The sequence below is a fragment of the Actinomycetospora sp. NBC_00405 genome, assembly GCF_036044095.1.
Lineage (GTDB): Bacteria > Actinomycetota > Actinomycetes > Mycobacteriales > Pseudonocardiaceae > Actinomycetospora > Actinomycetospora callitridis.
The window spans coordinates 471,645-493,122 of sequence record NZ_CP107938.1; the positions used below are offsets into that span (position 1 = coordinate 471,645).

General features: G+C 74.2%; 25 protein-coding genes. 12 read left to right on the forward strand and 13 right to left on the reverse strand.

The genetic code is table 11. The features are described 5' to 3' along the window. Window positions 1-26: 26 nt before the first annotated feature. Both OG774_RS02335 and OG774_RS02340 read right to left on the reverse strand, forming a co-directional pair. A complete protein-coding gene (locus OG774_RS02335; RefSeq protein WP_328306327.1) occupies window positions 27-554 on the reverse strand; it encodes a hypothetical protein in 528 nt (175 codons plus the stop codon). 55 nt (window positions 555-609) lie between these two features. Beyond that, window positions 610-1,044 carry a MarR family winged helix-turn-helix transcriptional regulator gene (locus OG774_RS02340; protein WP_328306328.1) on the reverse strand — a complete coding sequence of 145 codons (435 nt, stop codon included), beginning with the start codon at window positions 1,042-1,044 and terminating at the stop codon, window positions 610-612. A gap of 78 nt (window positions 1,045-1,122) precedes the next feature. Between OG774_RS02340 and OG774_RS02345 the strand changes: the two genes are divergently transcribed. After that, entirely contained in the window at window positions 1,123-2,898 is a 1,776-nt protein-coding gene (locus OG774_RS02345; RefSeq protein ID WP_328306330.1) for an ABC transporter ATP-binding protein, read from the forward strand. A gap of 73 nt (window positions 2,899-2,971) precedes the next feature. Here the strand turns inward: OG774_RS02345 and OG774_RS02350 are convergent, their stop codons facing one another. From OG774_RS02350 to OG774_RS02365, 4 genes are all read right to left on the reverse strand, one after another. Further along, a complete protein-coding gene (locus tag OG774_RS02350; RefSeq protein WP_274195387.1) occupies window positions 2,972-3,151 on the reverse strand; it encodes a hypothetical protein in 180 nt (59 codons plus the stop codon). A 138-nt stretch (window positions 3,152-3,289) separates the two neighbouring features. Beyond that, entirely contained in the window at window positions 3,290-3,892 is a 603-nt protein-coding gene (locus OG774_RS02355) for a TetR-like C-terminal domain-containing protein (protein ID WP_328306331.1), read from the reverse strand. 1 nt (window position 3,893) lies between these two features. Further along, window positions 3,894-4,625 (reverse strand): SDR family oxidoreductase, encoded by a 732-nt coding sequence (locus tag OG774_RS02360; RefSeq protein ID WP_328306332.1) that lies wholly within the window; start codon window positions 4,623-4,625, stop codon window positions 3,894-3,896. A 129-nt stretch (window positions 4,626-4,754) separates the two neighbouring features. Beyond that, window positions 4,755-5,249, reverse strand: coding sequence for a YbaK/EbsC family protein (locus OG774_RS02365; protein ID WP_328306333.1), 495 nt, complete (start codon window positions 5,247-5,249; stop codon window positions 4,755-4,757). A 114-nt stretch (window positions 5,250-5,363) separates the two neighbouring features. Between OG774_RS02365 and OG774_RS02370 the strand changes: the two genes are divergently transcribed. The 7 genes from OG774_RS02370 (at window position 5,364) to OG774_RS02400 (ending at window position 10,645) form a co-directional block, all read left to right on the forward strand. Next, a complete protein-coding gene (locus tag OG774_RS02370; RefSeq protein WP_274195383.1) occupies window positions 5,364-5,708 on the forward strand; it encodes a PadR family transcriptional regulator in 345 nt (114 codons plus the stop codon). Between the two features lie 60 nt (window positions 5,709-5,768). Further along, window positions 5,769-7,157, forward strand: coding sequence for an HNH endonuclease signature motif containing protein (locus OG774_RS02375; protein ID WP_328306334.1), 1,389 nt, complete (start codon window positions 5,769-5,771; stop codon window positions 7,155-7,157). 133 nt (window positions 7,158-7,290) lie between these two features. Beyond that, window positions 7,291-7,437: a hypothetical protein gene (locus tag OG774_RS02380; RefSeq protein WP_328306335.1), complete on the forward strand. Its 147-nt coding sequence runs from the start codon at window positions 7,291-7,293 to the stop codon at window positions 7,435-7,437. Beyond that, window positions 7,434-8,435 (forward strand): galactose-1-phosphate uridylyltransferase, encoded by a 1,002-nt coding sequence (galT, locus tag OG774_RS02385; RefSeq protein WP_328306336.1) that lies wholly within the window; start codon window positions 7,434-7,436, stop codon window positions 8,433-8,435. The genes OG774_RS02380 and galT overlap by 4 nt, the downstream gene beginning before the upstream one ends. After that, the gene (gene galK / locus OG774_RS02390; protein WP_328306337.1) at window positions 8,432-9,571 is read left to right on the forward strand and encodes a galactokinase; all 1,140 of its coding nucleotides are present in this window, start codon (window positions 8,432-8,434) and stop codon (window positions 9,569-9,571) included. The genes galT and galK overlap by 4 nt, the downstream gene beginning before the upstream one ends. A 66-nt stretch (window positions 9,572-9,637) precedes the next feature. Continuing rightward, entirely contained in the window at window positions 9,638-10,372 is a 735-nt protein-coding gene (locus tag OG774_RS02395) for an alpha/beta fold hydrolase (protein WP_328306338.1), read from the forward strand. A gap of 9 nt (window positions 10,373-10,381) precedes the next feature. Further along, window positions 10,382-10,645, forward strand: a complete 264-nt coding sequence (locus OG774_RS02400; RefSeq protein ID WP_328306339.1) for a CDGSH iron-sulfur domain-containing protein — start codon at window positions 10,382-10,384, stop codon at window positions 10,643-10,645. Here the strand turns inward: OG774_RS02400 and OG774_RS02405 are convergent. Then, a complete protein-coding gene (locus OG774_RS02405; RefSeq protein ID WP_328306340.1) occupies window positions 10,579-11,571 on the reverse strand; it encodes an iron-containing redox enzyme family protein in 993 nt (330 codons plus the stop codon). The genes OG774_RS02400 and OG774_RS02405 overlap by 67 nt on opposite strands. A 211-nt stretch (window positions 11,572-11,782) precedes the next feature. Here OG774_RS02405 and OG774_RS02410 point away from each other — a divergent pair, with 211 nt between their 5' ends. Both OG774_RS02410 and OG774_RS02415 read left to right on the forward strand, forming a co-directional pair. Then, window positions 11,783-12,574, forward strand: a complete 792-nt coding sequence (locus OG774_RS02410; RefSeq protein WP_328306341.1) for a HemK2/MTQ2 family protein methyltransferase — start codon at window positions 11,783-11,785, stop codon at window positions 12,572-12,574. A 13-nt stretch (window positions 12,575-12,587) separates the two neighbouring features. Beyond that, window positions 12,588-13,517 (forward strand): DUF389 domain-containing protein, encoded by a 930-nt coding sequence (locus tag OG774_RS02415; protein ID WP_328306342.1) that lies wholly within the window; start codon window positions 12,588-12,590, stop codon window positions 13,515-13,517. A 4-nt stretch (window positions 13,518-13,521) separates the two neighbouring features. Here the strand turns inward: OG774_RS02415 and OG774_RS02420 are convergent, their stop codons facing one another. Together OG774_RS02420 and aceA are read right to left on the reverse strand one after the other, a co-directional pair. Then, complete coding sequence (locus OG774_RS02420) at window positions 13,522-14,163, reverse strand: DUF4383 domain-containing protein (RefSeq protein ID WP_328306343.1); 642 nt, start codon at window positions 14,161-14,163, stop codon at window positions 13,522-13,524. A 24-nt stretch (window positions 14,164-14,187) separates the two neighbouring features. Further along, window positions 14,188-15,459 (reverse strand): isocitrate lyase, encoded by a 1,272-nt coding sequence (gene aceA / locus OG774_RS02425; protein ID WP_328310730.1) that lies wholly within the window; start codon window positions 15,457-15,459, stop codon window positions 14,188-14,190. Between the two features lie 304 nt (window positions 15,460-15,763). On the opposite strand from aceA, the gene OG774_RS02430 reads away from it, so the two are divergent. Both OG774_RS02430 and OG774_RS02435 read left to right on the forward strand, forming a co-directional pair. Next, the gene (locus OG774_RS02430; protein WP_328306344.1) at window positions 15,764-16,732 is read left to right on the forward strand and encodes a ferritin-like domain-containing protein; all 969 of its coding nucleotides are present in this window, start codon (window positions 15,764-15,766) and stop codon (window positions 16,730-16,732) included. Between the two features lie 92 nt (window positions 16,733-16,824). Then, a complete protein-coding gene (locus tag OG774_RS02435; protein ID WP_328306345.1) occupies window positions 16,825-17,472 on the forward strand; it encodes a hypothetical protein in 648 nt (215 codons plus the stop codon). 17 nt (window positions 17,473-17,489) lie between these two features. Here OG774_RS02435 and OG774_RS02440 read toward each other — a convergent pair whose 3' ends face one another. From OG774_RS02440 to OG774_RS02455, 4 genes are all read right to left on the reverse strand, one after another. Beyond that, window positions 17,490-17,954 (reverse strand): hypothetical protein, encoded by a 465-nt coding sequence (locus OG774_RS02440; RefSeq protein ID WP_328306346.1) that lies wholly within the window; start codon window positions 17,952-17,954, stop codon window positions 17,490-17,492. A gap of 57 nt (window positions 17,955-18,011) precedes the next feature. Beyond that, complete coding sequence (locus OG774_RS02445; RefSeq protein ID WP_274195369.1) at window positions 18,012-18,239, reverse strand: hypothetical protein; 228 nt, start codon at window positions 18,237-18,239, stop codon at window positions 18,012-18,014. A 157-nt stretch (window positions 18,240-18,396) separates the two neighbouring features. Continuing rightward, window positions 18,397-19,575 (reverse strand): 2Fe-2S iron-sulfur cluster-binding protein, encoded by a 1,179-nt coding sequence (locus OG774_RS02450; protein ID WP_328306347.1) that lies wholly within the window; start codon window positions 19,573-19,575, stop codon window positions 18,397-18,399. Then, on the reverse strand, window positions 19,572-21,476 hold the full coding sequence (locus tag OG774_RS02455) for an NAD(P)H-dependent oxidoreductase subunit E (RefSeq protein WP_328306348.1): 1,905 nt from the start codon (window positions 21,474-21,476) through the stop codon (window positions 19,572-19,574). The genes OG774_RS02450 and OG774_RS02455 overlap by 4 nt, the downstream gene beginning before the upstream one ends. Between the last annotated feature and the right edge of the window lie 2 nt (window positions 21,477-21,478).

A 21,478-nucleotide genomic window follows, 5' to 3' on the forward strand; every position in this document is an offset into this window, starting at 1 on the left:
CGGAGCGGCTCGGCTGCCAGCGGCTCTCAGTGGCTGACGCGACCGCGGTGCGACTCGAGGTCGGGCGCCACCAGGCGCTCGGCCACGACACCGGTGACGAGCGAGTAGACCGCCTTGTGCGCGACGTCGACGGCCTGTTCGCGCCACGGCCACGTGTGCGGCGGCGCCCCGACGCCGGTCGCGTTCTCGAGCGTCTGGTCGGTCGCGAGCCGGACGGCGGTGTGGGCGAGGTGCGCGCGGGGTCCGCGCAGCCCGGTCGCGGCCCACACGCCGTGCAGGGTGCCGAGGAGCGCGCCGGTGCCCCAGTGCATCGCGTGGTTCCACGCCGGCGGGCGCTCGGCGTCGGACGGAGCTCCGCCGGTGAGTGCCCGCAGTGTCCGCGCCGGGACGTACGACGACGGCCGGCCCAGCGCCGCCTGCTCGATCTTCTCCAGCGCCGTCATCGCGGCCACGCCGACCAGGCCGGCTCCCGCGCCCGCGAGGGCGGCCGCCGCCAGCGTGCGTCCCCTGCTCGTCCCGCTGCTCGTCCCGCTGCTCGTCCCGCTGCTCGTCATGGCCGTCGGGATGCCCGGCGCGGGCAACCGGCACGCTGGCGGGCCGGAGCGGCCCCTATCCGTCGGCGAGCAGTCGTAGGAGCCGGGTGAGCTCGGCGCGGTCGTCCTCGCCGAGGGTCGCGAAGACGCGGTCGGCCTCGACGGCGCGCGCCGCCTGCACCGCGCGCCCGAGCTCGGTGCCGGCCTCGGTGGCGACGACCTGCGTCGCCCGCCGGTCCTCGGGGTCGGGCCGGCGCTCGACGAGGCCGCGCTCGGCGAGCGCGTCGACGACCTCGGTGGCCGAGCGGGGCGCGATGCGCAGGTGCTCGGCGAGCTCGCCCGAGCGCACCGCGCCGTGGCGCAGCAGCACGCCGAGCGCCCGGAGCTGGGACGGCGAGATTCCCCAGGGCGCGAGCGCCTCGCGCGACTGGTGGCGCAGCCGGCGCGCGACCTGCCAGAACGCCTCGGCGAGCGAGCCCTGCTCCGGAGCGTCGCTGCGCGCGTCGTCCACGGGGAATACCCTTCGCGAGTTGTTGTTGTAGCCTCACGTTGAGGTTACCTCAGCAATCCACCACCGAGGAGTCGCCCCTTGCCCCGCCCTCCTGAACCCAGCCGCGAGACCCGTGCCGAGGACGCCGAACTGGCACGCCAGGTCTCCCTGCGCCGCGTCGCGCGCCTGTTCCGTCAGGACCGCCGGCCGCTGGCCGTCGTCGTCGTGGTCATCGTCGCGTCGTCGATCGTCGCCATGGCCTCGCCGTTCCTGCTCCGCGCCGTCATCGACGAGGCGCTCCCGCAGCGCGACCTGCGCCTGCTCGTCCTGCTCGCCGCCGGGATGATCGGCGTCGCCGCCGTCACCGCCGCGCTCGGCGTCGTCCAGACCTGGATCTCCACCGGCGTCGGTCAGCGCGTCATGCACCGCCTGCGCACCGACGTCTTCGCCCACCTGCAGCGCCAGTCGCTCGGGTTCTTCACGCGCACCCGCACCGGCGAGGTGCAGTCGCGCATCACCAACGACATCGGCGGCATGCAGACCGTCGTCACGTCGACGGCGACGTCGATCGCCGCCAACCTCACGACGGTCGTCGCCACCGCCGTCGCCATGGTCGCGCTGTCCTGGCAGCTCGCGCTCGTCACCCTGGTCGTGCTGCCGCCGGCCGTGCTCGTCAGTCGCCGCGTCGCGCGCATGCGCCGCGAGCTGACCGCGGCACGCCAGCGCGAGCTCGCCGACCTCAACGTCACCATCGAGGAGGGCCTGTCGGTCGACGCCGCCGCGCTGCATCGCACGCTCGGCACCGGCCCCGCCCTCATCGAGCGCTTCACGTCGTCCTCGGCACGCCTCACCGACCTCGAGCTGCGCTCGCAGCTGGCCGGGCGCTGGCGCATGGCCACGATGGGCGTCGTCTTCGCGGCCATCCCGGCCCTGATCTACGTCGGCGCCGGTCTGCCCTGGACCGTCGGCGCGCTCTCGATCGGCACGCTCGTCGCCTTCACCTCGCTGCAGGCGGGGGTCTTCCGGCCGCTCTCGGGGCTGCTCGACGTCGGCGTCCAGGTGGCCAGCTCGCTGGCGCTGTTCGCCCGGATCTTCGAGTACCAGGACCTGACGGTGGACATCGCGGACCCGGACGAGCCGGTGTCGCTGACCGACGTGCGCGGCGACCTGCGCCTGTCGGGCGTCACCTTCACCCACCCCGGCGGCCACCGGCCCGCCCTCGACGACGTCGACCTGACGGTGCCCGCCGGCACGACGCTCGCGCTGGTGGGGGAGACCGGGTCGGGCAAGACGACGCTCGGCGCGCTCGTCGCCCGCCTCCACGACCCCGACGCCGGGCGCATCACGATCGACGGTGTCGACCTGCGCGACCTGCGGCTGGCCGATCTCGCCGGCGTCGTCGGGGTGGTCAGCCAGGAGACCTACCTCCTGCACACCACCGTGCGCGAGAACCTGCGCGCGGCGAAGCCGGACGCGACCGACGCCGAGATCGAGGCCGCCGCCCGCGCGGCCCGCATCCACGACGTCGTCGCCGCCCTGCCCGAGGGCTACGACACGATGGTCGGCGCCCGCGGCCACCGCTTCTCCGGCGGCGAGAAGCAGCGCATCGCCATCGCCCGCACGCTCCTGCGCGACCCGCGGGTGCTCGTCCTCGACGAGGCCACCAGTGCGCTCGACACCGAGACCGAGCGGGCCGTGCAGCTCGCGCTCGACGACCTCGCGCGGCACCGCACCACGCTCACCATCGCGCACCGCCTGTCGACCGTGCGTCACGCCGACCAGATCGCGGTGCTCGACCACGGCCGGGTCGTCGAGACCGGGACGCACGCCGAGCTGGTGGACCGCGAGGGGCGCTACGCGGCGCTCGCGGCCTGACCCCGAACACACTGACCCTGAAACACGGAAGCCCGCCCCGACCAGGTCGGGGCGGGCTCATGGAGTGGACGGGTCAGCGAGCGGCGCGGTCGATCCAACGGGGGTCGACACCGTTGCGGTGCTGCTCGATGCGGCGAAGCCGCGTGCGCGCCTGGTGGGTCAGGCCATCGAGGCGGTCGAGGAGCTGGCGCAGCTCGGAGAGCTCGACGTCGAGGGCGTCGACCTCGGATTCGGGCGTGGTGCGTGCGGGCACGGCAACCTTCGTTCGGGTGCGGTGTACGGGGTGACGTCCGGACCGGTCGGACACTACCGGATCGATCCAGACGCCATCCAGCCTACGCCGTTCCTGTCACCTGGTTGCGCACCACCGTTTCCGTCGCCGTCACCTTCGTCACCTTCGTGCCACGCCACGGACCACCTGGGCGACGAGGGTGCGGGCCAGGTCCTCGGTCAGCGGCTGATCGGGGATGAGCAGCCGGTGGTAGCAGGCGCCCCACAGCTGGTCGACCACCGCTTCGGCGTCGACGTCGTCCCGGAGCTCGCCGCGGTCGCGCGCCTGCTCGATCGCCGTGACGGCGAGCGCCCGGCGCGGTGCGGAGTAGTGCTCGCGGTAGGCCGCGGCGAGCTCGGGGTCGGTCTGCGCCGAGCCGATCAGCTCGGCGATCACGCGTCCTGCGGGCGTCTGCGTCATCAGCCGGACGAAGGCCGTGAGCTGGTCGGTGAGGTCGGCGGCGATGTCGCCGGTGTCGGGGAACGCGAGCGTGCTCTGCACCGAGCGGAAGTAGGCCTCGAGGGCGAGGGCGCCGCGCGACGGCCACCACTTGTGCAGGGTGGTCCGGCTCGCGCCCGAGATCGCCGAGATCCGCTCGAACGTGAAGCCGGCCATGCCCTCGGCGAGCAGGAGCTCGCCCGCCGCGGCCAGTACCTCGCCGCGCACCTCGTCGGCCGGGCGACGGCCGCGGCCACGTCCCCGGCGCTCCGCGGTCCCGGCCACGTCAGGCGAGTCCACCGTTGGCGAACAGGGTCTGGCCGTTGACCCAGCGGGCGGGTCCGGCGAGGAAGGCGACGGCCTCGGCGATGTCGTCGGGCTGCCCGAGGCGCTCGAGCGGCGGGGCCTTCGCGAGCCCGGCCACCTGCTCCTCGGTCTTGCCGTCGAGGAACAGCGGGGTCGCGGTCGGGCCGGGAGCGACGGCGTTGACGGTGACGTCGCGGCCGCGCAGCTCGCGGGCGAGGACCGGGACGAGGGCCTCGACGGCACCCTTGCTGGCGACGTACGCGCCGTAGGTGGGGAACGACAGCCGCGTCACCGATGTCGAGAACGCAACGATCGCGCCGCCGGCACGGACGCGGCGGGCGGCCTGCTGGGCGACGACGACGGTGCCGCGGATGTTGGTGCGGTGCATGCGGTCGAGGTCGTCGAGGTCCAGCTCCGCGATCGGCGCCAGGATCATGATCCCGGCGGTGTTCACGACGACGTCGATCCCGCCGAACGCCTCCTCGACGGCGTCGAACGCGGCCTCCATCTCCGCGGGCTCCGCGACGTCGCCGCCGACGGCGATCGCCCGGCCGCCGGCCGCCTCGACGGCGGCGACGACCTCCTCGGCCCGGGCCTTGTTGCCCGCGTAGTGGACGGCAACGGCCATGCCGTCGCCCGCCAGGCGCTCGGCCACCGCGCGGCCGATCCCGCCCGAACCCCCGGTGACGAGGGCGACGCGAGTGCTGCTCATGGGTACCTCCGGTGTGGATGTGGACGCCGTGCCCATATAGAGAGAACCACGAAAAGAACACGCTGTCCATATCAGTGGGAGTGGTGCGGGGCACCCGCCCGGCAGGGGGTCGATCCGGCCTCGCGGCCGTCAGTCCGCGGCGACCTCGAGCAGCGTCCCGCCGGTGAGGGCGACGAGCTCCTCGGCGGTGGTCGGGAACATCGAGTGCTCATCGCCGGCGCCGGCCCAGACGGTCGGGTAGGCGGTCAGGGCGACGTCGACGAGGCAGGGGAGCGGTGCCGGGTGACCGACCGGCGCGACCCCGCCGACGTGCTGGCCGGTCGCCCGCAGGACGGTGTCCGGGTCGGCGCGCTTGACGCGACGCTTCGCGACCCCGAGGTGGGTGGCGAGGCGCCGGGGGTCGACGCGGTGCGCGCCGGAGGCGAGGACGAGGACCGCCCGGGCCTCCTCGCCGGCGGTGAAGACCAGGCTGTTGGCGATCGCGCCGACCTCGCACCCCAGCTGCTCCGCGGCGGCCGCCGCCGACGGGACCGGGGTATCGAAGGTCCGGATCTCCCGCGGCGCCCCGGCGGCCTCCAGGGCCCGCTCGACCGCGTCCCGGCCGGTGACGTCGTGCGTGCTCACTGCGCCGGAGGGTACGAGGCGCTCGCACCGCGGGCCGCATGGACCGTCCGGCCTTCCCGGCTGGGCCCAACGGCCCCGTTTGCCGGATCGTCGCGCAGGGCCATCCTGACCTTCATGACCACGACGACCCGCCGCGCCTCCGCTCCGCGCGCCCGCATCCGGGACCGGGGCCAGGTCGATGCGCTGGTCCTCGCCGCGCTGGCCGACGCCCCGCGACGCCACGACGAGATCGCGGACCGTCTGCGCGAGCAGGCCGGCGGCACCCTCGACATGCCGCTCTCGCGCCTCGTACCGACGCTGCACCGGCTCGCCCGCAACCGCCTGGTGTCCCGCCAGTCCCGCGATCCCCGTCGCTACCGCCTCACCGACACCGGCCGGCGCTCGCTGACCGCCCGCCTCCGCGCTGCCGACTCCTTCGCCGACGCGGTGCACAGGCTCGCCGACGGGTCGGGGGACTGACCTCGGCCCTCTGTCCCGTTCGGGCCCGCGGTGTCGGGGGTTCGCTCTAGAATCGAACACATGAGCGAACGGGCGGTGGGGACGGCGGAGCGCGCGGCGCTCGACCGTCTCCAGGCTCGGATGGTCGCCATCCGGTGCGAGCAGTACCGGCTGCTGGAGGACGTCGCGGAGCTGGAGCGGCTCGGGGTGGCGGTGTCGACCGGGAACCGCACGACGGAGCGGTTGCTGCAGGACTCGTTGCGGATCGACCTCAAGGACGCCCGCCGGCTGGTGGGCGAGTCCGAGGACCTGACGCCGCAGCTGTCGCTCCGGGGTGAGCCGCTGCCGGTGCGGATGCCGAACACCGCGCGGGTGATGGCCGAGGGTCTGGTCGACGACGACCACGTCGAGATCATCCGCAAGGCGATGGCGCGGCTGACGAAGGCCGAGAACGTGGACCCGTGGGACGTGGTCGACGCGGAGCGCATCCTCGCGGACGAGGCCACGCGGTTGCCGCCCCGCGCGTTGGACAAGGTCGCGAAGCGGCTGCTCGATCACCTCGATCCCGACGGGGCCGCGCCGGACGAAGGCGCGGACCGGTGGGACGAGCTGTACGTGACCCGCCGCCGGGACGGATCGCTGGTGATCAAGGGTCGGTTCCGCGACCCGGTGGACGCGGAGCTGATCTGGGAGGTCTTCGACACCCTCGCCACACCGACCGGCCCGGACGACGACCGCGACCGCCCGAGCCGCAACGCCTCCGCGCTGAAGGACCTGGTCGAGGACGCGGCCGGGCCGGGCGGCCTCGCGGCCGAGGCGCGGCGCGAGGGGGCGACCGAGCCGGACACCGAGCCGGACACCGAGCCGGACGGCGACGCCGGGGCCGACGGCCGGTCGCCTGCCGACGACGTGCAGCCCGCGCTGATCCCCGAGCCGCGCCGATCCGAGGCGCCCGCGCCGACCGGCGAGGCGCTGCGGAGCCCGGGCCGGCCGCTGCTGACGATCACCATGGATCTCCGGTGGCTGCAGCTGGCGATCGGACACGGCACGCTCGACTCCGGCGCCCTGTCCGACCCCGCCACGATCCGCCGGTGGGCCTGCGATGCCGAGATCGTGCCGATGGTGCTGGGCTCGAAGTCGGAGCCGTTGGACATCGGCCGACGCTCCCGCCTGGTCCCGGACGCGATGCGCCGGGCGCTGACCTTCCGCGACGGCGGCTGCGCCTTCCCCGGCTGCACGCGCCGACCGCGGCGTTGCCACGCCCACCACGTCGTGCACTGGGCGGCGGACGAGGGTCCGACGTGCCTCGAGAACCTGACGCTCCTCTGCCGCCATCACCACCAGGTGATCCACCACGGCCACTGGACCGTGCAGATGATCGACGGGCTCCCGTGGTTCACGCCCCCACGATGGGTCGACCCCGAGCGAAGACCCCGACCCGGCGGACAACGCCGCCTTCTCTCCCGGTAGCCCCGGCGCCCTTGCCGGGGTGCGGTCCGGTCCGGCCCTGGTCAGGCCTGCCGGCGTCGCCCGCCCTGACCGTGGACGTGATGATTCACGAGACCGCGATCGGTGTGCGCCCGGCGTCGAGGGGGAGGTGTCGGTGAACGAGGACGGAGCGTCCATCCCACGGGACGACGAGGGAGTCGGCAAGGAGGTCGGCGAGGAGGTCGGCGAGCTCTCCGACGGGCGGACGATCCGGTTCTTCTCCTGGGTGACTCCGGGGGACGTACGGGGGGAGGACGCGTGAGCGAGCGCCGCTACGACCCCACCCACGGCGAGTGGGTCACCTTCGCGACCGACCGCCAGGACCGGACGTACAAGCCCGCGGCGGCGGCCTGCCCGCTCTGCCCGACGCCGCCGGGTCAGACGTCGGCGGGCCACGAGCCCACCGAGATCCCGCGCGAGCACTTCGAGATCGCGGTGTTCGACAACCGCTTCCCGTCGCTCTCGCCGCACCCGCCCGAGCCCGCGATCCCCGGCACCGACCTCGTGCCGATCGAGCCGGCCTACGGGCACTGCGAGGTCGTGGTGTTCACCGACGACCACGACGCGACGCTCGCCGACGTCGGCGTCGCCCGGGTGCACCTGCTCGTCGAGGCCTGGGCGCGCCGGGTCGCCGACCTCGGCGCCGACCCCGGCGTGCGCTACGTGCTGCCGTTCGAGAACAAGGGCGAGGCGGTCGGCGTGACGCTGCACCACCCGCACGGCCAGATCTACGCCTACCCCGACGTGCCGCCGCGCCCGGCGCGGGAGATCGCCGCCGCCCGCGCCCACCACGACCGCACCGGGCGGTGCGTGTTCTGCGACGTCGTCGCGGCCGAGGCCGGCGGGGTGCGCGAGGTCGTCGCCGGCGAGCACTTCGTGGCCGGCGTCCCACCCTGGGCGCGCTTCCCCTACGAGGTCGACATCTGGAGCCGGGCGCACGCCCCGTCCCTGCCCGACCTGGCCTCCGAGGCCCGCGCCGACCTCGCCCGCGTCCTGGCCCGGGTGCTCGCCGGGTACGACCGGTACTTCGGCGTCGCGACGTCGTACCTGATGGGTGTCCACGGAGCGCCGACCGACGGCGCCGACCGCGACGTCACCCACCTCCACCTGGAGATCTGCCCGCCGCACCGGGGCGGCGGCAAGCTGAAGTACCTCGCCGGGTCCGAGACGTTCGGCGGCGCGTACCTCACCGACGTCGCCCCCGAGGTGGCCGTCGAGCGGTTGCGGGCGGCGTGCGCGGACGCGACGGTGCCGGCGTGAGCGCCGAGGTGACCGCCGACGTCGGGCAGACCTTCCGCGACGCCCTCGGCCGCGACCCCGACGGCGTGTTCTCGGCGCCGGGGCGGGTGAACCTCATCGGCGAGCACACCGACCACAACGAGGGCCACGTGCTGCCCTTCGCGATCGACCGGCGCTGCCGGGTCGCCGCCGCCCCGCGTGCCGACGACACCGTGACGGTGCGCTCCGCCCAGGAGCCCGACGACGTCGTCACCACCACGCTCGACGCGCTCGCACAGGCCCGCGGCTGGTCGGCCTACGCCCTGGGGACGGTGTGGGCGCTGCGCGAGGCGGGCCTGCCGGGCGCGGGGTGGGACCTGGTGGTGGACGGCGACGTCCCGCTCGGCGCGGGGCTCTCGTCGTCGGCGGCGTTGGAGTCCGCGGTGGCGCTGGCCGTGGCGGAGCTCTCCGGCTCCACGCTCGATCGCCACACCCTGGCCCGCGCCGGGCGCCGGGCGGAGAACGACGTCGTCGGCGCACCCGTCGGGATCATGGACCAGGCGGCGTCGCTGATGTGCGGGGAGGGCGCGGCGCTGCTGCTGGACTGCCGCACGCTCGAGGCCGAGCACGTCGCGCTCGGTCTGGAGGAACACGAGCTCGTGACGCTCGTGGTCGACACCCGGGTGCGTCACGACCTCGCCGACGGCGGCTACGCCGACCGCCGCGCCGCCTGTGTCGCCGCCGCGGAGGCGCTCGGCGTCCCGGCCCTGCGCGACGCGACGCCGGAGATGCTGGACCGGCTGGACGGGACGCTGCTCCGGCGCGCCCGCCACGTCGTCACCGAACAGGCCCGGGTCCACCGCGTGGTGGACCTGCTGCGCGGCGGTCGCCCCGCGGACGTCGGGCCCGAGCTGACCGCGTCGCACGCCTCGCTGCGCGACGACTTCGAGGTCTCGGTGCCGGCGCTCGACGCCGTGGTGGAGACGGCCCTCGAGCACGGGGCGCTCGGCGCGCGTCTGGTCGGCGGCGGCTTCGGTGGCAGCGCGCTGGTGCTCACCCCGGCCACCGCCGCCGAGGCCATCGCCGAGGCCGTGACGCGCCGGGCCACCGTCGACGGCCACCCCCGACCGGTGGTGCGTGAGGTCCACCCGGCCGGCGGCGCCCGGCGGGAGCGCTGAGCGGGCCGGGTGAGGAGTCGGTCTCACGCCGGCAGGACGCCGCACGGGGCCGGGTAGTCACCCCGGATGCCCCCGCACCCCGTCCTCCTGCCGCCGGCGTGCCGCCCCGTCGCGGTTACGGTCCCCGGCCTGGGTCTGACGGCCGCGTCGTACGGGGGACTCGTCGACGCGCTCGGCGTCGCCGTCCCCACGGCGGTCGTCGCCCTGCCCTCCATGGGGCTCCGCGCGGAGCCTGGCGCGGCGCTGGACCCGGAGTCGTCGGCCGACGAGCTCGCGCGGCGCCTGGACGAGCACGGCCTCGCGGACGAGCCGCTGGTCCTGGTCGGGCACTCGGCGAGCTGCCAGGTGGTGGCCGAGCTCGCGCGGTGTCACCCGCACACGGTGCGCGGGCTCGTGCTCGTCGGCCCGACCGCCGATCCGCGCATGTCGCCACGGCGCCGCCTGGTCGTGCGCTGGCTGCGCACCGCGGCGCGCGAGGACCCGCGTCGCGTGCCGAGCATGCTGCGCTCCTACGCGACGACCCGGCTGTCCGGCTTCGCCCGTGCGCTGCGCGCCGCCCGTCGCCGCGACCTGCGGGCCACCCTCGCGGCGACGACGGTGCCGGTGCTGCTGGTGCGCGGCCCGCACGACCACCTCGCCCCGTCCGGCTGGCTCGACGCCCTGGCCGCGACCCGGCCGGGGATCGAGGTCGTGACCACGACCGCGGGGGCGCACAACCTGCCGCAGACCCGTCCCGCCGAGCTCGCCCGGCACGTCGTGACGCTCACCCGCCGCGTGTGCCGGGAGGCGTCGACGGGGTAGACGCCGACCATGGCCGCACCGTCAGGACCCACCCGCATCACGATGACCGAGGGCGGGCCCTTCCTCGTCGAGGGCCCGGTCGAGCTCGAGCTGCCCGACGGGACGACGGTGACCAGCGAGCGGCCGGTCGTGGCCCTGTGCGCGTGCCGGCGGACCAAGCGCTACCCGTTCTGCGACACCAGCCACCGGCGGAAGATCCGCCCGGCTCAGACCGCCGAGAGTGCCCGCGACACGAACGACGACTCCCCGGACGACCAGGCCGCCATGAGGTGATCGGCCATCCGGTCCTCGAGCAGGGTCGACGCCTGGATACCGAGCACGACGTCCGCGGCCAGCTCCGGCTCGGACTCGAGCAGCCCGGCGATGAGGTCCCGGCGCACGAGCTGCTCGTGCACCGCGTCGGCCTCGACGTGCTCGGCGTAGAACGCCGTCACCTCGGCCGGCAGGCCGAGCCGCTCGATCGCGCGCACGAGGCGCGCCGACCCCGGCGGTGACGTGATCTCGATGAGCGCGAACTGGCCCACCGACGCCCCGCGCCACCGGCGGTGCAGCCCGAACAGCGACATGATGTTCACGGTTGCGAGCGTCTCCGCGGGCGCCACGTCCAGGTAGGCGCCGTAGGTGGTGTCGAGCCCGAGGCCCGCCATCATCTCCGCGTAGATCCGCGCGTGCACCCGCTCGGGCCGCCCGGCGCCGTACTCGTCGTGCTCGACGGTCATCAGCGACGCCTTCGCGCGGCCCTCGACGCCGTCGAGCCGCGGGATCACCCAGGCCTGGGGGTCGGCCTCCTTGAGGTGGTAGATCGAGCGGTGCGCGACGTACTCGTCGAGCTGCCAGCGCTCGCCGTCGCGGGCGAGGTGCCACGACGGCCCGCTGCCCTCGACGGGCTCCACGAGCAGGGCGTCGACGGCCGCCTCGACGTCGTCACCCCCCTCGACCTGCGCACGCACGGCACCGAGGAACAGGTCCTCGAGGTGGCCGCGCAGGCCCAGCAGGTCGGGATCCCACTCCAGCGCGTCGTCGACGCCGTCGAACGACCGGTAGTGCAGCTCGTAGCAGCAGTACAGCGCGAGCTGCAGGTCCTCCCCCAGCGGTTCGGCGTCGGGACGCCGGGGCAGGTCCGACGCCGGCCGACGCCCGGACAGCACGTCGAGCACGGCGGTCGAGACCGGTCCTCGGGGACGGGGCAGGACGGGCACGGAGACGCTCCTTCACATCGACGGCGTCCGGGGAGGTACCCGATCGGGCCGCCCCATCCGACGGATCTCGCACGTGATGTCCGAGACCCCATGCGCGGACCCCCGGTCGGGTAACGCCTGCCCCTGGGTCGACGTCGAGGTCGGCGACCGGCGCGCCGTCCGCGGCGCCCGCGACCCGACTCGCCCACCACCGAGCCGAGCCGAGGAGCCCATGACGACCGTCGCCCCCGACCCCCGCAGGACCTCGCCCGCCGCCCCCACCGAGGTCCGGCCGCACCACCAGGTGCTGCGTGTCCCCGGCGTCTATCCGGTCCAGAGTGACACGTGGCTGCTCGCCGACGTCCTGCGTCGCGAGCTGACCGACCACGGCTGCGGCTCCGTGCGGGAATGCCGCGTCCTCGAGCTCGGCGCCGGGGCCGGCGCACTGTCGGTGGTCGCCGCGGGTGTCCCGGGGACCGACGTGACCGCGGTCGACGTCTCGCGCCGGGCGCTGCTCTCGACCCGCCTCAACGCGCTGCGGCACGGACGTCGGGTGCGCGTGCGCCGTGGTGACCTGACGGCGCCGGTGGCGGGGGAGCGGTTCGACGTCGTCGTCTCCAACCCGCCCTACGTGCCCGCTGCCACCGACGACCTGCCCGAGCACGGGCTCGCGCGGGCCTACGACGGTGGCCGCGACGGGCGCGCCGTGCTCGACCGGGTGTGCGACGAGGCGCCGCGGGTCCTGCGTCCCGGCGGCCGGCTGCTCGTGGTGCACTCCTCGCTCAACGACCCGGCCGTGACCGTGGCCCGGCTCCGCGAGCAGGGCATGGACGCCGAGGTCGTCGTGCGCCACGAGCACCCGTTCGGCCCGGTCCTCACCGCTCGCCACGCCCTGCTGCACGCGCGCGGCCTCGTCGCGGACGACCAGAGGACCGAGGAGCTGGTCGTCGTGCGCGCCGTCGTGCCGCCCCTGACCCAGCCCCTCACACAGCCCGTCACCACCGAACCCACCACCGAGCGCTGAGGAGCGAGGACAGATGCACCACCAGATCGACGTGACGGTGCCGGCCGAGGCGACCGACGAGGTGCTCGGGGAGCTCGAGGACCACGACGGCGTCCTCGCGCTCACCCTGCAGCGCGGCGGGTCCCTCAAACCGGCGGGGGACGTGCTGACCCTCCACGTCCTCAACCGCTCCATCGACGCCGTGCTGGCCACCGTGGAGCGCGCCCGGGAGCACGGGCCGGTCACCGTCGCCACGGTGCGCACCGAGAGCGTGGTGGCCGACGGCGCGCAGGACGCCGTCGAGGACGACGCCGACGAGTCGCCCTGGGAGGAGTTCGAGCGGACGCTGCGCCACCACGGCCGCATGAGCGTCAACTACCTCGTGCTCATGGGCCTCGGCGGCGCGATCGCCGTCGCGGGCCTGCTGTCCCCGCCGGTGCCGCAGGCCCTGGCCCTGGCCGCGTCGGCGATCATCGCCCCGGCCTTCGAGCCCGTCGCCAAACTGGGCCTCGCCCTGATCCGCACCGACCTCTACCGCATCCGGCGGGCCCTGGTGTCCGTCCTCGTCGGCTACGGGATCCTCGCCGCGGCGGGCGGCGTCGCGTTCCTCGTGCTGCGGGCGCTGGGCCTCGCGAAGCCCGGCGTGCTCGCGAGCAGCGAGGGCGTGCACATGGTCATGGACCCGACGGCCGCCGACTGGCTGGTCGGCGCGGGCGGCGCGCTCGCGGGGCTGGTCATCATCACGTCGTTCCGCGAGGCCGTCCTCGCCGGTGCCCTCATCGCGCTGGCGCTCGTGCCCGCCGCCGGCCTCATCGGTGTCGGGCTCGCGGCCGGGGATCTCGCGGTCGCGCTCGGTGGTCTCAAGCGCGCCGCCGCGGACATCGGCCTCGTGGTGGTGCTCGGCGGGATGGTGGTGCTGGTCAAGGACCGCATCCACCACGGCCGCCGCCGACCGCTGGCGTGAGTGCTCAGCGCTGCTCGTTCTCGTTCTCCTGCGCGCTCGGCACCGCGTCCGGGTAGGGCAGCGGCCCGGGCGGTGGCTCGATGATCCGGGCGCTCGAGATCATCAGGACGATGAACCCGAGGACCGCCAGCACCCCGTACAGGATGAGGTCCGGGGTGTTGAGGTCCAGGAACGTGGCGCTGCCCGTGTTCACGCTGTACGCCGCGCCGAACACGAACAACAGCAGGTAGGCCACGGCCTGGAGGCCGGCGAAGCGTCGCAGGAGGCTGCGGGACTTCAGGCTCGCCGCCGCGAGCACGGCGGTGACCAGCAGCAGGACGCTGTTGGCGGGGTTGAGCCGCAGGGCGAGCACGGTGTCCGGCACCTGGGCGGTGAAGCCCGCGCCCCAGGACGTCACGAGGCCGGCGACACCCACGGCCGCCAGCACCACCGCCTCGCCCGCGACGAGCGACGTCGCGATGCGCCCCAGCAGTCCCTCGTGGGGTACGGACGGGACGGGGTTGCCCTGGTCGTCACGCCCCGCCGGGGCGTAGGGCCCGGAGCCACGACCGGCGCGGTCGTGCTGCTCCGGGGTCCCCTGCGCGTCGGGATTCGGGGGTTCGCGGTGGGCATTCGACGGGTCCGACATGGCCGTCGGGATGCCCACCGGTCCCCCTCGGACAACCTCTGCTCAGGCGAACTGGCTGGACTCGGTCGAGCCCTCCATGGCGCCCGTGGAGCCGTGCGGGTCGACGGCGAGCGCGATCTGGTCGAAGTAGCCCGCGCCGACCTCGCGCTGGTGGCGCGTCGCCGTGTAGCCGTTCTCCTCGGAGGCGAACTCGGCCTCCTGCAGGTCGACGAACGCGGTCATGTCCCGCTCCGCGTAACCGCGGGCCAGCTCGAACATCGAGTGGTTCAGGGCGTGGAACCCGGCCAGCGTGATGAACTGGAACACGTAGCCCATCGCGCCCAGCTCCCGCTGGAACTTGGCGATCGAGCTCTCGTCCAGGTGCCGCCGCCAGTTGAACGACGGCGAGCAGTTGTAGGCCAGCATCGCGTCCGGGTGCTCGCGGTGCACGGCCTCGGCGAACTCGCGGGCCTCGTCGAGGTCGGGGGTTCCGGTCTCCATCCACAGCAGGTCCGCGTACGGCGCGTACGCGTTCGCCCGGGCGATCACCGGTCCCATGCCGGACTTCACGCGGTGGAAGCCCTCGGCGCTGCGCTCCCCGGTGAGGAAGCGCCGGTCGTCGTCGTCGACGTCGGTGGTGAGCAGCGAGGCGCCCAGGGCGTCCGTGCGCGCCACGACGAGGCTCGGCACCCCGGCCACGTCCGCCGCGAGCCGTGCGGCGTGCAGGGTGCGCAGGTGCTGGCTCGTCGGCACGAGCACCTTGCCGCCCATGTGGCCGCACTTCTTCTCCGAGGCGAGCTGGTCCTCGAAGTGCACTCCGGCGGCGCCGGCCTCGATCATCGCCTTCATCAGTTCGTAGGCGTTGAGCGCGCCGCCGAACCCGGCCTCGGCGTCGGCGACGATCGGCAGGATGCGGTCCGGGTCGGGCTCCTCGCCCTCGGCGACCAGGATCTCGTCGTTGCGGCGCATCGCGTTGTTGAGCCTGCGCACCACGGACGGCACGGAGTTCGCGGGGTAGAGGCTCTGGTCGGGGTAGGTCTCGCCGGCGAGGTTCGCGTCCGCGGCCACCTGCCACCCCGAGAGATAGACGGCCTGGAGGCCCGCCTTGACCATCTGCACGGCCTGCCCGCCGGTCAGCGCGCCGAGCGCCCGCACCGGCTCGTCACCGTGCAACAGGTCCCACAGCCGCCGCGCGCCGTGGTCGGCGAGCGTGTGCGTCTCGGGGAGGCTGCCGCGCAGGGACACGACGTCCTGCGCGGAGTGCACGCGGTGCACGCCCGCCCATCGCGGGTCCTGCGCCCACTGCTGTTCGAGGTCCTCGGCGGTCTGTGTCATCACGAACCACTCCCTCCCGGCCGTGGAGGCCGGAGCTCCGTACTGGCCCGGTTGCCGGAGTGTCGACAGGACCAATGGGGCCTGTAGTTGCCATCACGGGGAGGACGGCAAACGCCTCGGTCGGGTGGGCAGGACGCCGCGGCGGGGTCGCGACGCTGGTCACGGGCCCGTCGTACGACTCACACCGGGTCCGGGCGGCGCCGGATGAATAGGCACCGCGACCGGCGGATATCCCAGATATGACCGGCTCACGGGCCGCATCTCGAAGCACACGCAACGACACTGACCGAGTTCGAGGAGAAGTGTGAGCACTACGAACGACATGATCGCCCAGCTCCGCGCCATGGTGCAGCTGACCCAGACCGAGGTCCAGGTCGCGCGCATCCGCGTGAGCCAGGCCCGCACTGAGGCCGTGCGGCGCGAGCTGTCCGAGAACGCGCGGAACGCCGAGCGACGCACCCAGGAGCTCACCCGCGAGCTGCAGCGTCTCGGTGGGGTGGCCGACGTCGTGTCGCCGGTCGTCGGGCGCGTCGGCGCGGTCGTCAAGGCCACCGTCGAGCAGGCCGGCCCGGTCGACGAGGCGCTGCTCGGCGACCTGACGCTGGAGCACCAGCTCCGGGACCGCGCCGTGTACCTGCGCGCGCTGGCCGAGGCCGCCAAGGACAACGGCGTCACCAAGCTCGCCGAGCGCATCCAGAAGGCACACGAGGCCACCATCGAGTGGCTGACCACCGTGCTGGCCGAGCACGCGCTCGGCGGCCCGCCCGCCCTGCGGCCGACGCCGTTCCAGATGGTCGCCGGCGGCGCCACCCGCGCTGTCAGCCTCCCGGTGAACTTCGCCCGCGAGCAGGTCAGCCGCTTCGCCGCGCGTCTGCAGCAGCGCGGTGACCAGGTCCGCACCGTCGTCACGGACACCGCGGGCCGCGCCGCGCGCTTCGGCGAGGACGCCCGCGACGTGGTCGTCACCGGCCGCGACGCCGCGCTCGACCGCGCCGAGGAGGTCAGCCGCCGTGAGGGGGCCACCGACACCGCGGCGGCGCTGCACGAGGCGCGCACCCGCCTCGGGGCGCTGCACGCCTCGGAGCTGCCGATCTCGAACTACGACGACCTCGGCGTGAACGACGTCGTCGCGAAGATCAAGCAGCTGGACGAGGTCGAGGACCTCAACAAGGTCATCGTCTACGAAGAGGCGAACAAGAACCGCTCGGGTGTCGTCTCCGCCGCCCAGACGCGCCACGCCGCGCTGGCCCAGGAGGTCGTCGGCATCCGCTGAGCGGAGCCCTCGACACACGCACCCGCGGACCGGCCGACCACGGCCGGTCCGCGGACGTGTGTCCAGGCCGACACCGCACCCCGGGAGGACCCGTGCCCGCGTTGGAGATCGTCACGAGCGTCGCGCAGACGCTCTCGCCCCTGCTCTACGCCGCCTTCATTGTGGTGATCTGGTTCCAGCTCCGCGCCGCGCGCGAATCGGTGCGTGAGGTGCGACAGGAGTTCCTCGCCGGAGGCCGCCCGGTGGTCGCCGTGCACGACGAGTTCGACCACGGGACCAGGGCCCTGAGCCTCGCCGTCGAGAACGTGGGTCAGGGGCCGGCCAAGAACATCACGTTCGAGTTCTCGCACCCCATCGAGAGCTCCGACGGGGTCGAGATCTCCGGTTTGCCCCTGTTCACCATCGGCTTGACCTCGCTGTCACCCGGTGCGCGCATCACCTGCTTCTGGGACGACCTGGACGACCAGATGACGTTCCTGCGCAAGAACGGGCTCGACGGTGAGGACTTCAACGTCACGGTGCACTACACCGACCTGCCCGGGGCGCAGTACTGGAATACCTGGGACATCCAGCCCGCGATCTACGAGGGGCTGCGCGCGCCCGCGAGGCCGGCGCAGCACGCCCACGACCAGGCGGGCGACGTCGCCGAGTCGGGCGGCGGCGCCCAGGGTGCGCCCCCCGAACCGACGGGCGAGCCGGCCATGGCCACCGCCTCCACGGGCTCGACCGAGGGCACCTGAGGCGGTCGACGAGCCCCTCAGCCCTTGACCGCCCCCACGATCGCGGCGACGAGCAGTACGAGCGCCAGCACGAGCAGCGCCACGGGGGAGAGGACCGCGAGGAGGATCAGCGCGAGGGACAGCCACACCTTGGTGCCGGTGCTCATCGCGCCGAAGGCACCCTTGAGCGCGGCGATGACCGGGTTCTTGCCCTCCATCTTGGCGAGGACGCCCTTGATCAGGGCGTTCGCGCCCACCCCCGTGGGCATGGTGCCCGAGACGGCGTCGGCGGCCATGTCCCCGAGCTTGTCGGAGAGCTCCTCCACCTTGACGACGGCCGCGCCGGCCAGCTTGTCGAGCGCCGCGACGGCCACCTGCTTGAGCCGGTCCCCGGCGGAGGGCATCTCCCCGGCGGAGGGCATCTCCCCGGTCGGCCGGGGGGCCTCCGCGACTGCGGGGGCCTGCGGAGCCGGTCGGTCGTCGACGGCGGCCGCAGCGGTCATGGTGTGTGTCCTCCAGGCAGGGAGCGGCCTCGGGGTGGACCGCTCGGAACGCAGGTGTCAGTCGTCCTGGCCGGCGTCGCCGGCCAGACCCCGCGCGAGCGCGATCCCGTCGCGCATGCCCTCGGCGTAGGAGCGCGTCTCGCGCTCCTCGACGGTCGGGTCCTGCGCCGGCTCGCTCTCGATCAGGGTGGTGAGGACCTGCTCGACCTCGGCCACACGTCCGGCCTCGATCAGTTGCTGCAGGCCGCTCAGGACCTCGTCGGTCTTCTGCGACGTCTTCGCCACGGTGGGCCTCCTTCGTCGGCGGGCCTGTTGTGCGCAGCCAATCAGTAGCGCGGCCCCGGGGGACAGCGCCGCCACGGCGTTGGGCCCCGATGGCCGGTCGAGTTCGGCCGTTCGACCCGGGTGGGTGGACCGCCCGGATCAGTCTCCTGACACCGGGTCACCGGTTCTGCACGTGCTGGAATCCGAACCGGCCCTTGATGCAGAGGTGGCCGTGGGTGACGGAGTGGTCGGACGGGCTCGTCACGTTGACGATCTCGTTCTGCTGGACGTGCAGCTCGAGGTTGCAGCCGACCCCGCAGAACGAGCAGATCGTCGTCGTGACGGTCTCCTCCTCGGGGTGCCAGTCCTCGGCCTCGCGCAGCTCGTGCTCGCGGACCGAGACGAGCGCGCCGGTGGGGCACACACCGATGCAGTTGCCGCAGTAGACGCACGCCGAGTCGGGCAGGTCGACGTCGAACTCGGTGGCGATGCGGGCGTCGAACCCGCGCCCGGCCGCGGCGATCGCGAACGTGAACTGGGCGTCGGTGCCGCAGGCGTTGACGCACTTGTAGCACATGATGCAGCGCGAGTAGTCCCGCACGTAGAGCTCGTTGTCGATCTTCACCGGCTGCTGGACGGTGGCCGCGGTGGCCCCGTCCGGGGCGTCGTGGTGCCCCGCGTGGCGACGGTCGCGCTCGCCCGCGGCCGCCGGGGGCGCGGGCGGGCCGTAGCGCGCCGCGTCGACCTCGTACTCGCGGATCCAGCGCTGCACGTCCGCGCTCGCGCGGTCCATGTCTACCGACGACGTGAGCAGCTCGAGCACCATCCGCCGGCTGTGGCGGACCTTCTCGGTGTCGGTGCGCACCTCCATGCCGTCCTCGCACTTGCGTGCGCACGACGGCACGAGCGCCCGCGAGCCCTCGACCTCGACCACGCAGACCCGGCACGCGTTGATGGGGTCCATGTTCGGCGCCCAGCACAGGGTGGGGGTGTCGGCCTGGGCCGGCGTCCCCTCGTCGTGCAGCGCGTCGAGGATCGTGGCGCCCTCCGGTACCCGCACCTCGCGGCCGTCGAGCTGCAGCGTCACCCGTCGCTTGATCGTCCCCAGCATCACGGGACCGCTGCTCAGGCGCTCCTCGGTGGTGCGGGTCTGCGCGGCGGGGTCGATCACGGTGGGCCCGACCGGGGAGGGTGGGTTCGTGTCGCCGTCGACGCGCTCGCCGGGGGGCGGGCCCTCGTCGAGGGCCGTGCCCACCGCAGCACCGCCGACGGCCTCGTCGGCGCCGTCGATCGTCTCTCCGGCGGGCGCACCCGAGCCCGCTCCCGGTCCGGCCGGTCCCTTGCCCGTGGTGGTCATGACGTGGGCACCTTTCCGTTGCGGGCCCCATTCGTGCTCGGCCGGTCGAGCAGCCCGAGCTGCAGCGCCGACGTGATCGCGGCGGGCGCGGTCTGGCCGAGGCCGCAGATCGAGGCGTCGCGCATCACCCGCGCCAGGTCCTCGAGCAGCGCCATCTCGGTCTCCCGCGAGCCGATCGGCGCGTCGCGCTCCAGGCGGGCCAGGGCCTCCTCCTGGCGCACGGTGCCGACACGGCACGGCACGCACTGGCCGCACGACTCGTCGCGGAAGAAGGCCGCGATCCGCCGCAGCGTGCCGGTGAGGTCGGCGTGGCTGTCGAAGACGAGGACGACGCCCGACCCGAGCGTCGCGCCGATGTCGCGCGCGCCCTCGAGGGTGAGGACGACGTCGAGGTCCTCGGGCATGACGAACCCGCCCGCCGCGCCGCCGAGCAGGATCGTGCGCAGCTCGCCCCGGACGCCGCCTGCGAGGTCGAGCAGCTGGCGCAGCGTGGTGCCGAAGTCGACCTCGTAGACGCCCGGCGCGCCGACCGCCCCGGACAGGCAGAACAGCTTGGAGCCGGTGGAGCGCCCGCCGCCGACCTCGGCGAACGACTGCCCGCCGATGCTGAGGACCTCGAGGACGTTGTAGAGCGTCTCGACGTTGTTGATCGCCGTCGGCTTGCCGAACAGCCCGGACACGCTGGGGAACGGCGGCTTGTTGCGCGGCTCGCCGCGGAACCCCTCGATCGACTCGAGGAGCGCGGTCTCCTCGCCGCAGATGTAGGCCCCGGCGCCCCGGCGCAGCTCGATGTCGAAGGCGAAGCCCTCACCCATCACGTCCTCGCCGAGATAGCCGCGGGCGCGGGCGGCGTCGATCGCGGCGATGAGCCTGCGGGTGGCCAGCGGGTACTCGCCGCGGATGTAGAGGTAGCCGACGTGCGCGCCGGTGACGTAGCCGGCGATCGTCATCGACTCGACGAGCGCGAACGGGTCGCCCTCCATGAGCACGCGGTCCTTGAACGTCCCGGGCTCGGACTCGTCGGCGTTGCACACCAGGTAGTGCGGGCGCTCGGGAGCGCCGGCGACGCCCTTCCACTTCACGCCGGTGGGGAACGCGGCGCCGCCGCGGCCGGTGAGCGACGAGTCCTCGAGCTCGGTGATCACCCGCGTCGGACCCATGTCGATCGCGCGGCGCAGCGCCGCGTACCCGCCGTGGGCCCGGTAGTCGTCGAGGCTCCCCGGGTCGACGACGCCGACCCGGCGCAGGAGCCGCAGCGGGCCCCCGCCCGGGAGCGTGCCCCCCGGCCCGGTCTGCGGCGCGCTGACCCGGGTGTCGCCGAAGGCGGCGTCGGCCTGGTCGGCGGCCCCGGCAGCGGCCGCCCGCGTCGTGGCCAGCACGTCGTCGGCGGCCGCCGGGGCCTGGCTGAGGTCGGGCTCGTCGGCGCGCTGGTGGAGCACCACGGGCGCGCGCTCGCACATCCCCAGGCAGGGGCTGCGCACCCAGCAGGCGTCCTCCCCGGTCCCTTCGGGACCGAGCGCGTCGGTGAGCGCCGTGGCGATGTCCTCGCCGCCGTACGGGCCGCAGGCGACGTCGTCGCAGACGTGGACCACCCGCGGCGCCCGCGGCTCGACCGAGAACATCGCGTAGAAGGTGGCCACCCCGTAGATCTCCGCGGGCGGCACGGACAACGTGCGGGCGATGTGGTTCAGCGCGCCCTCGGAGATCCACCCCGTGGCGTCCTGCGCCGCGTGCAGCACCGGCAGCAGCAGGTGCCGCCGGGCCCGCGCGTCGTGGCCGGCGTGGGCCGTGCGGGTGGGCCGGTCGTCGTGCACCGTCGGGTGGGCGAGCCCGGCGAACGCCCCGTCGATGGCGTCCCGCTCGAGGGCGGTCGGCTCGGCCTGCGAGAGGTGCAGGTCCATCC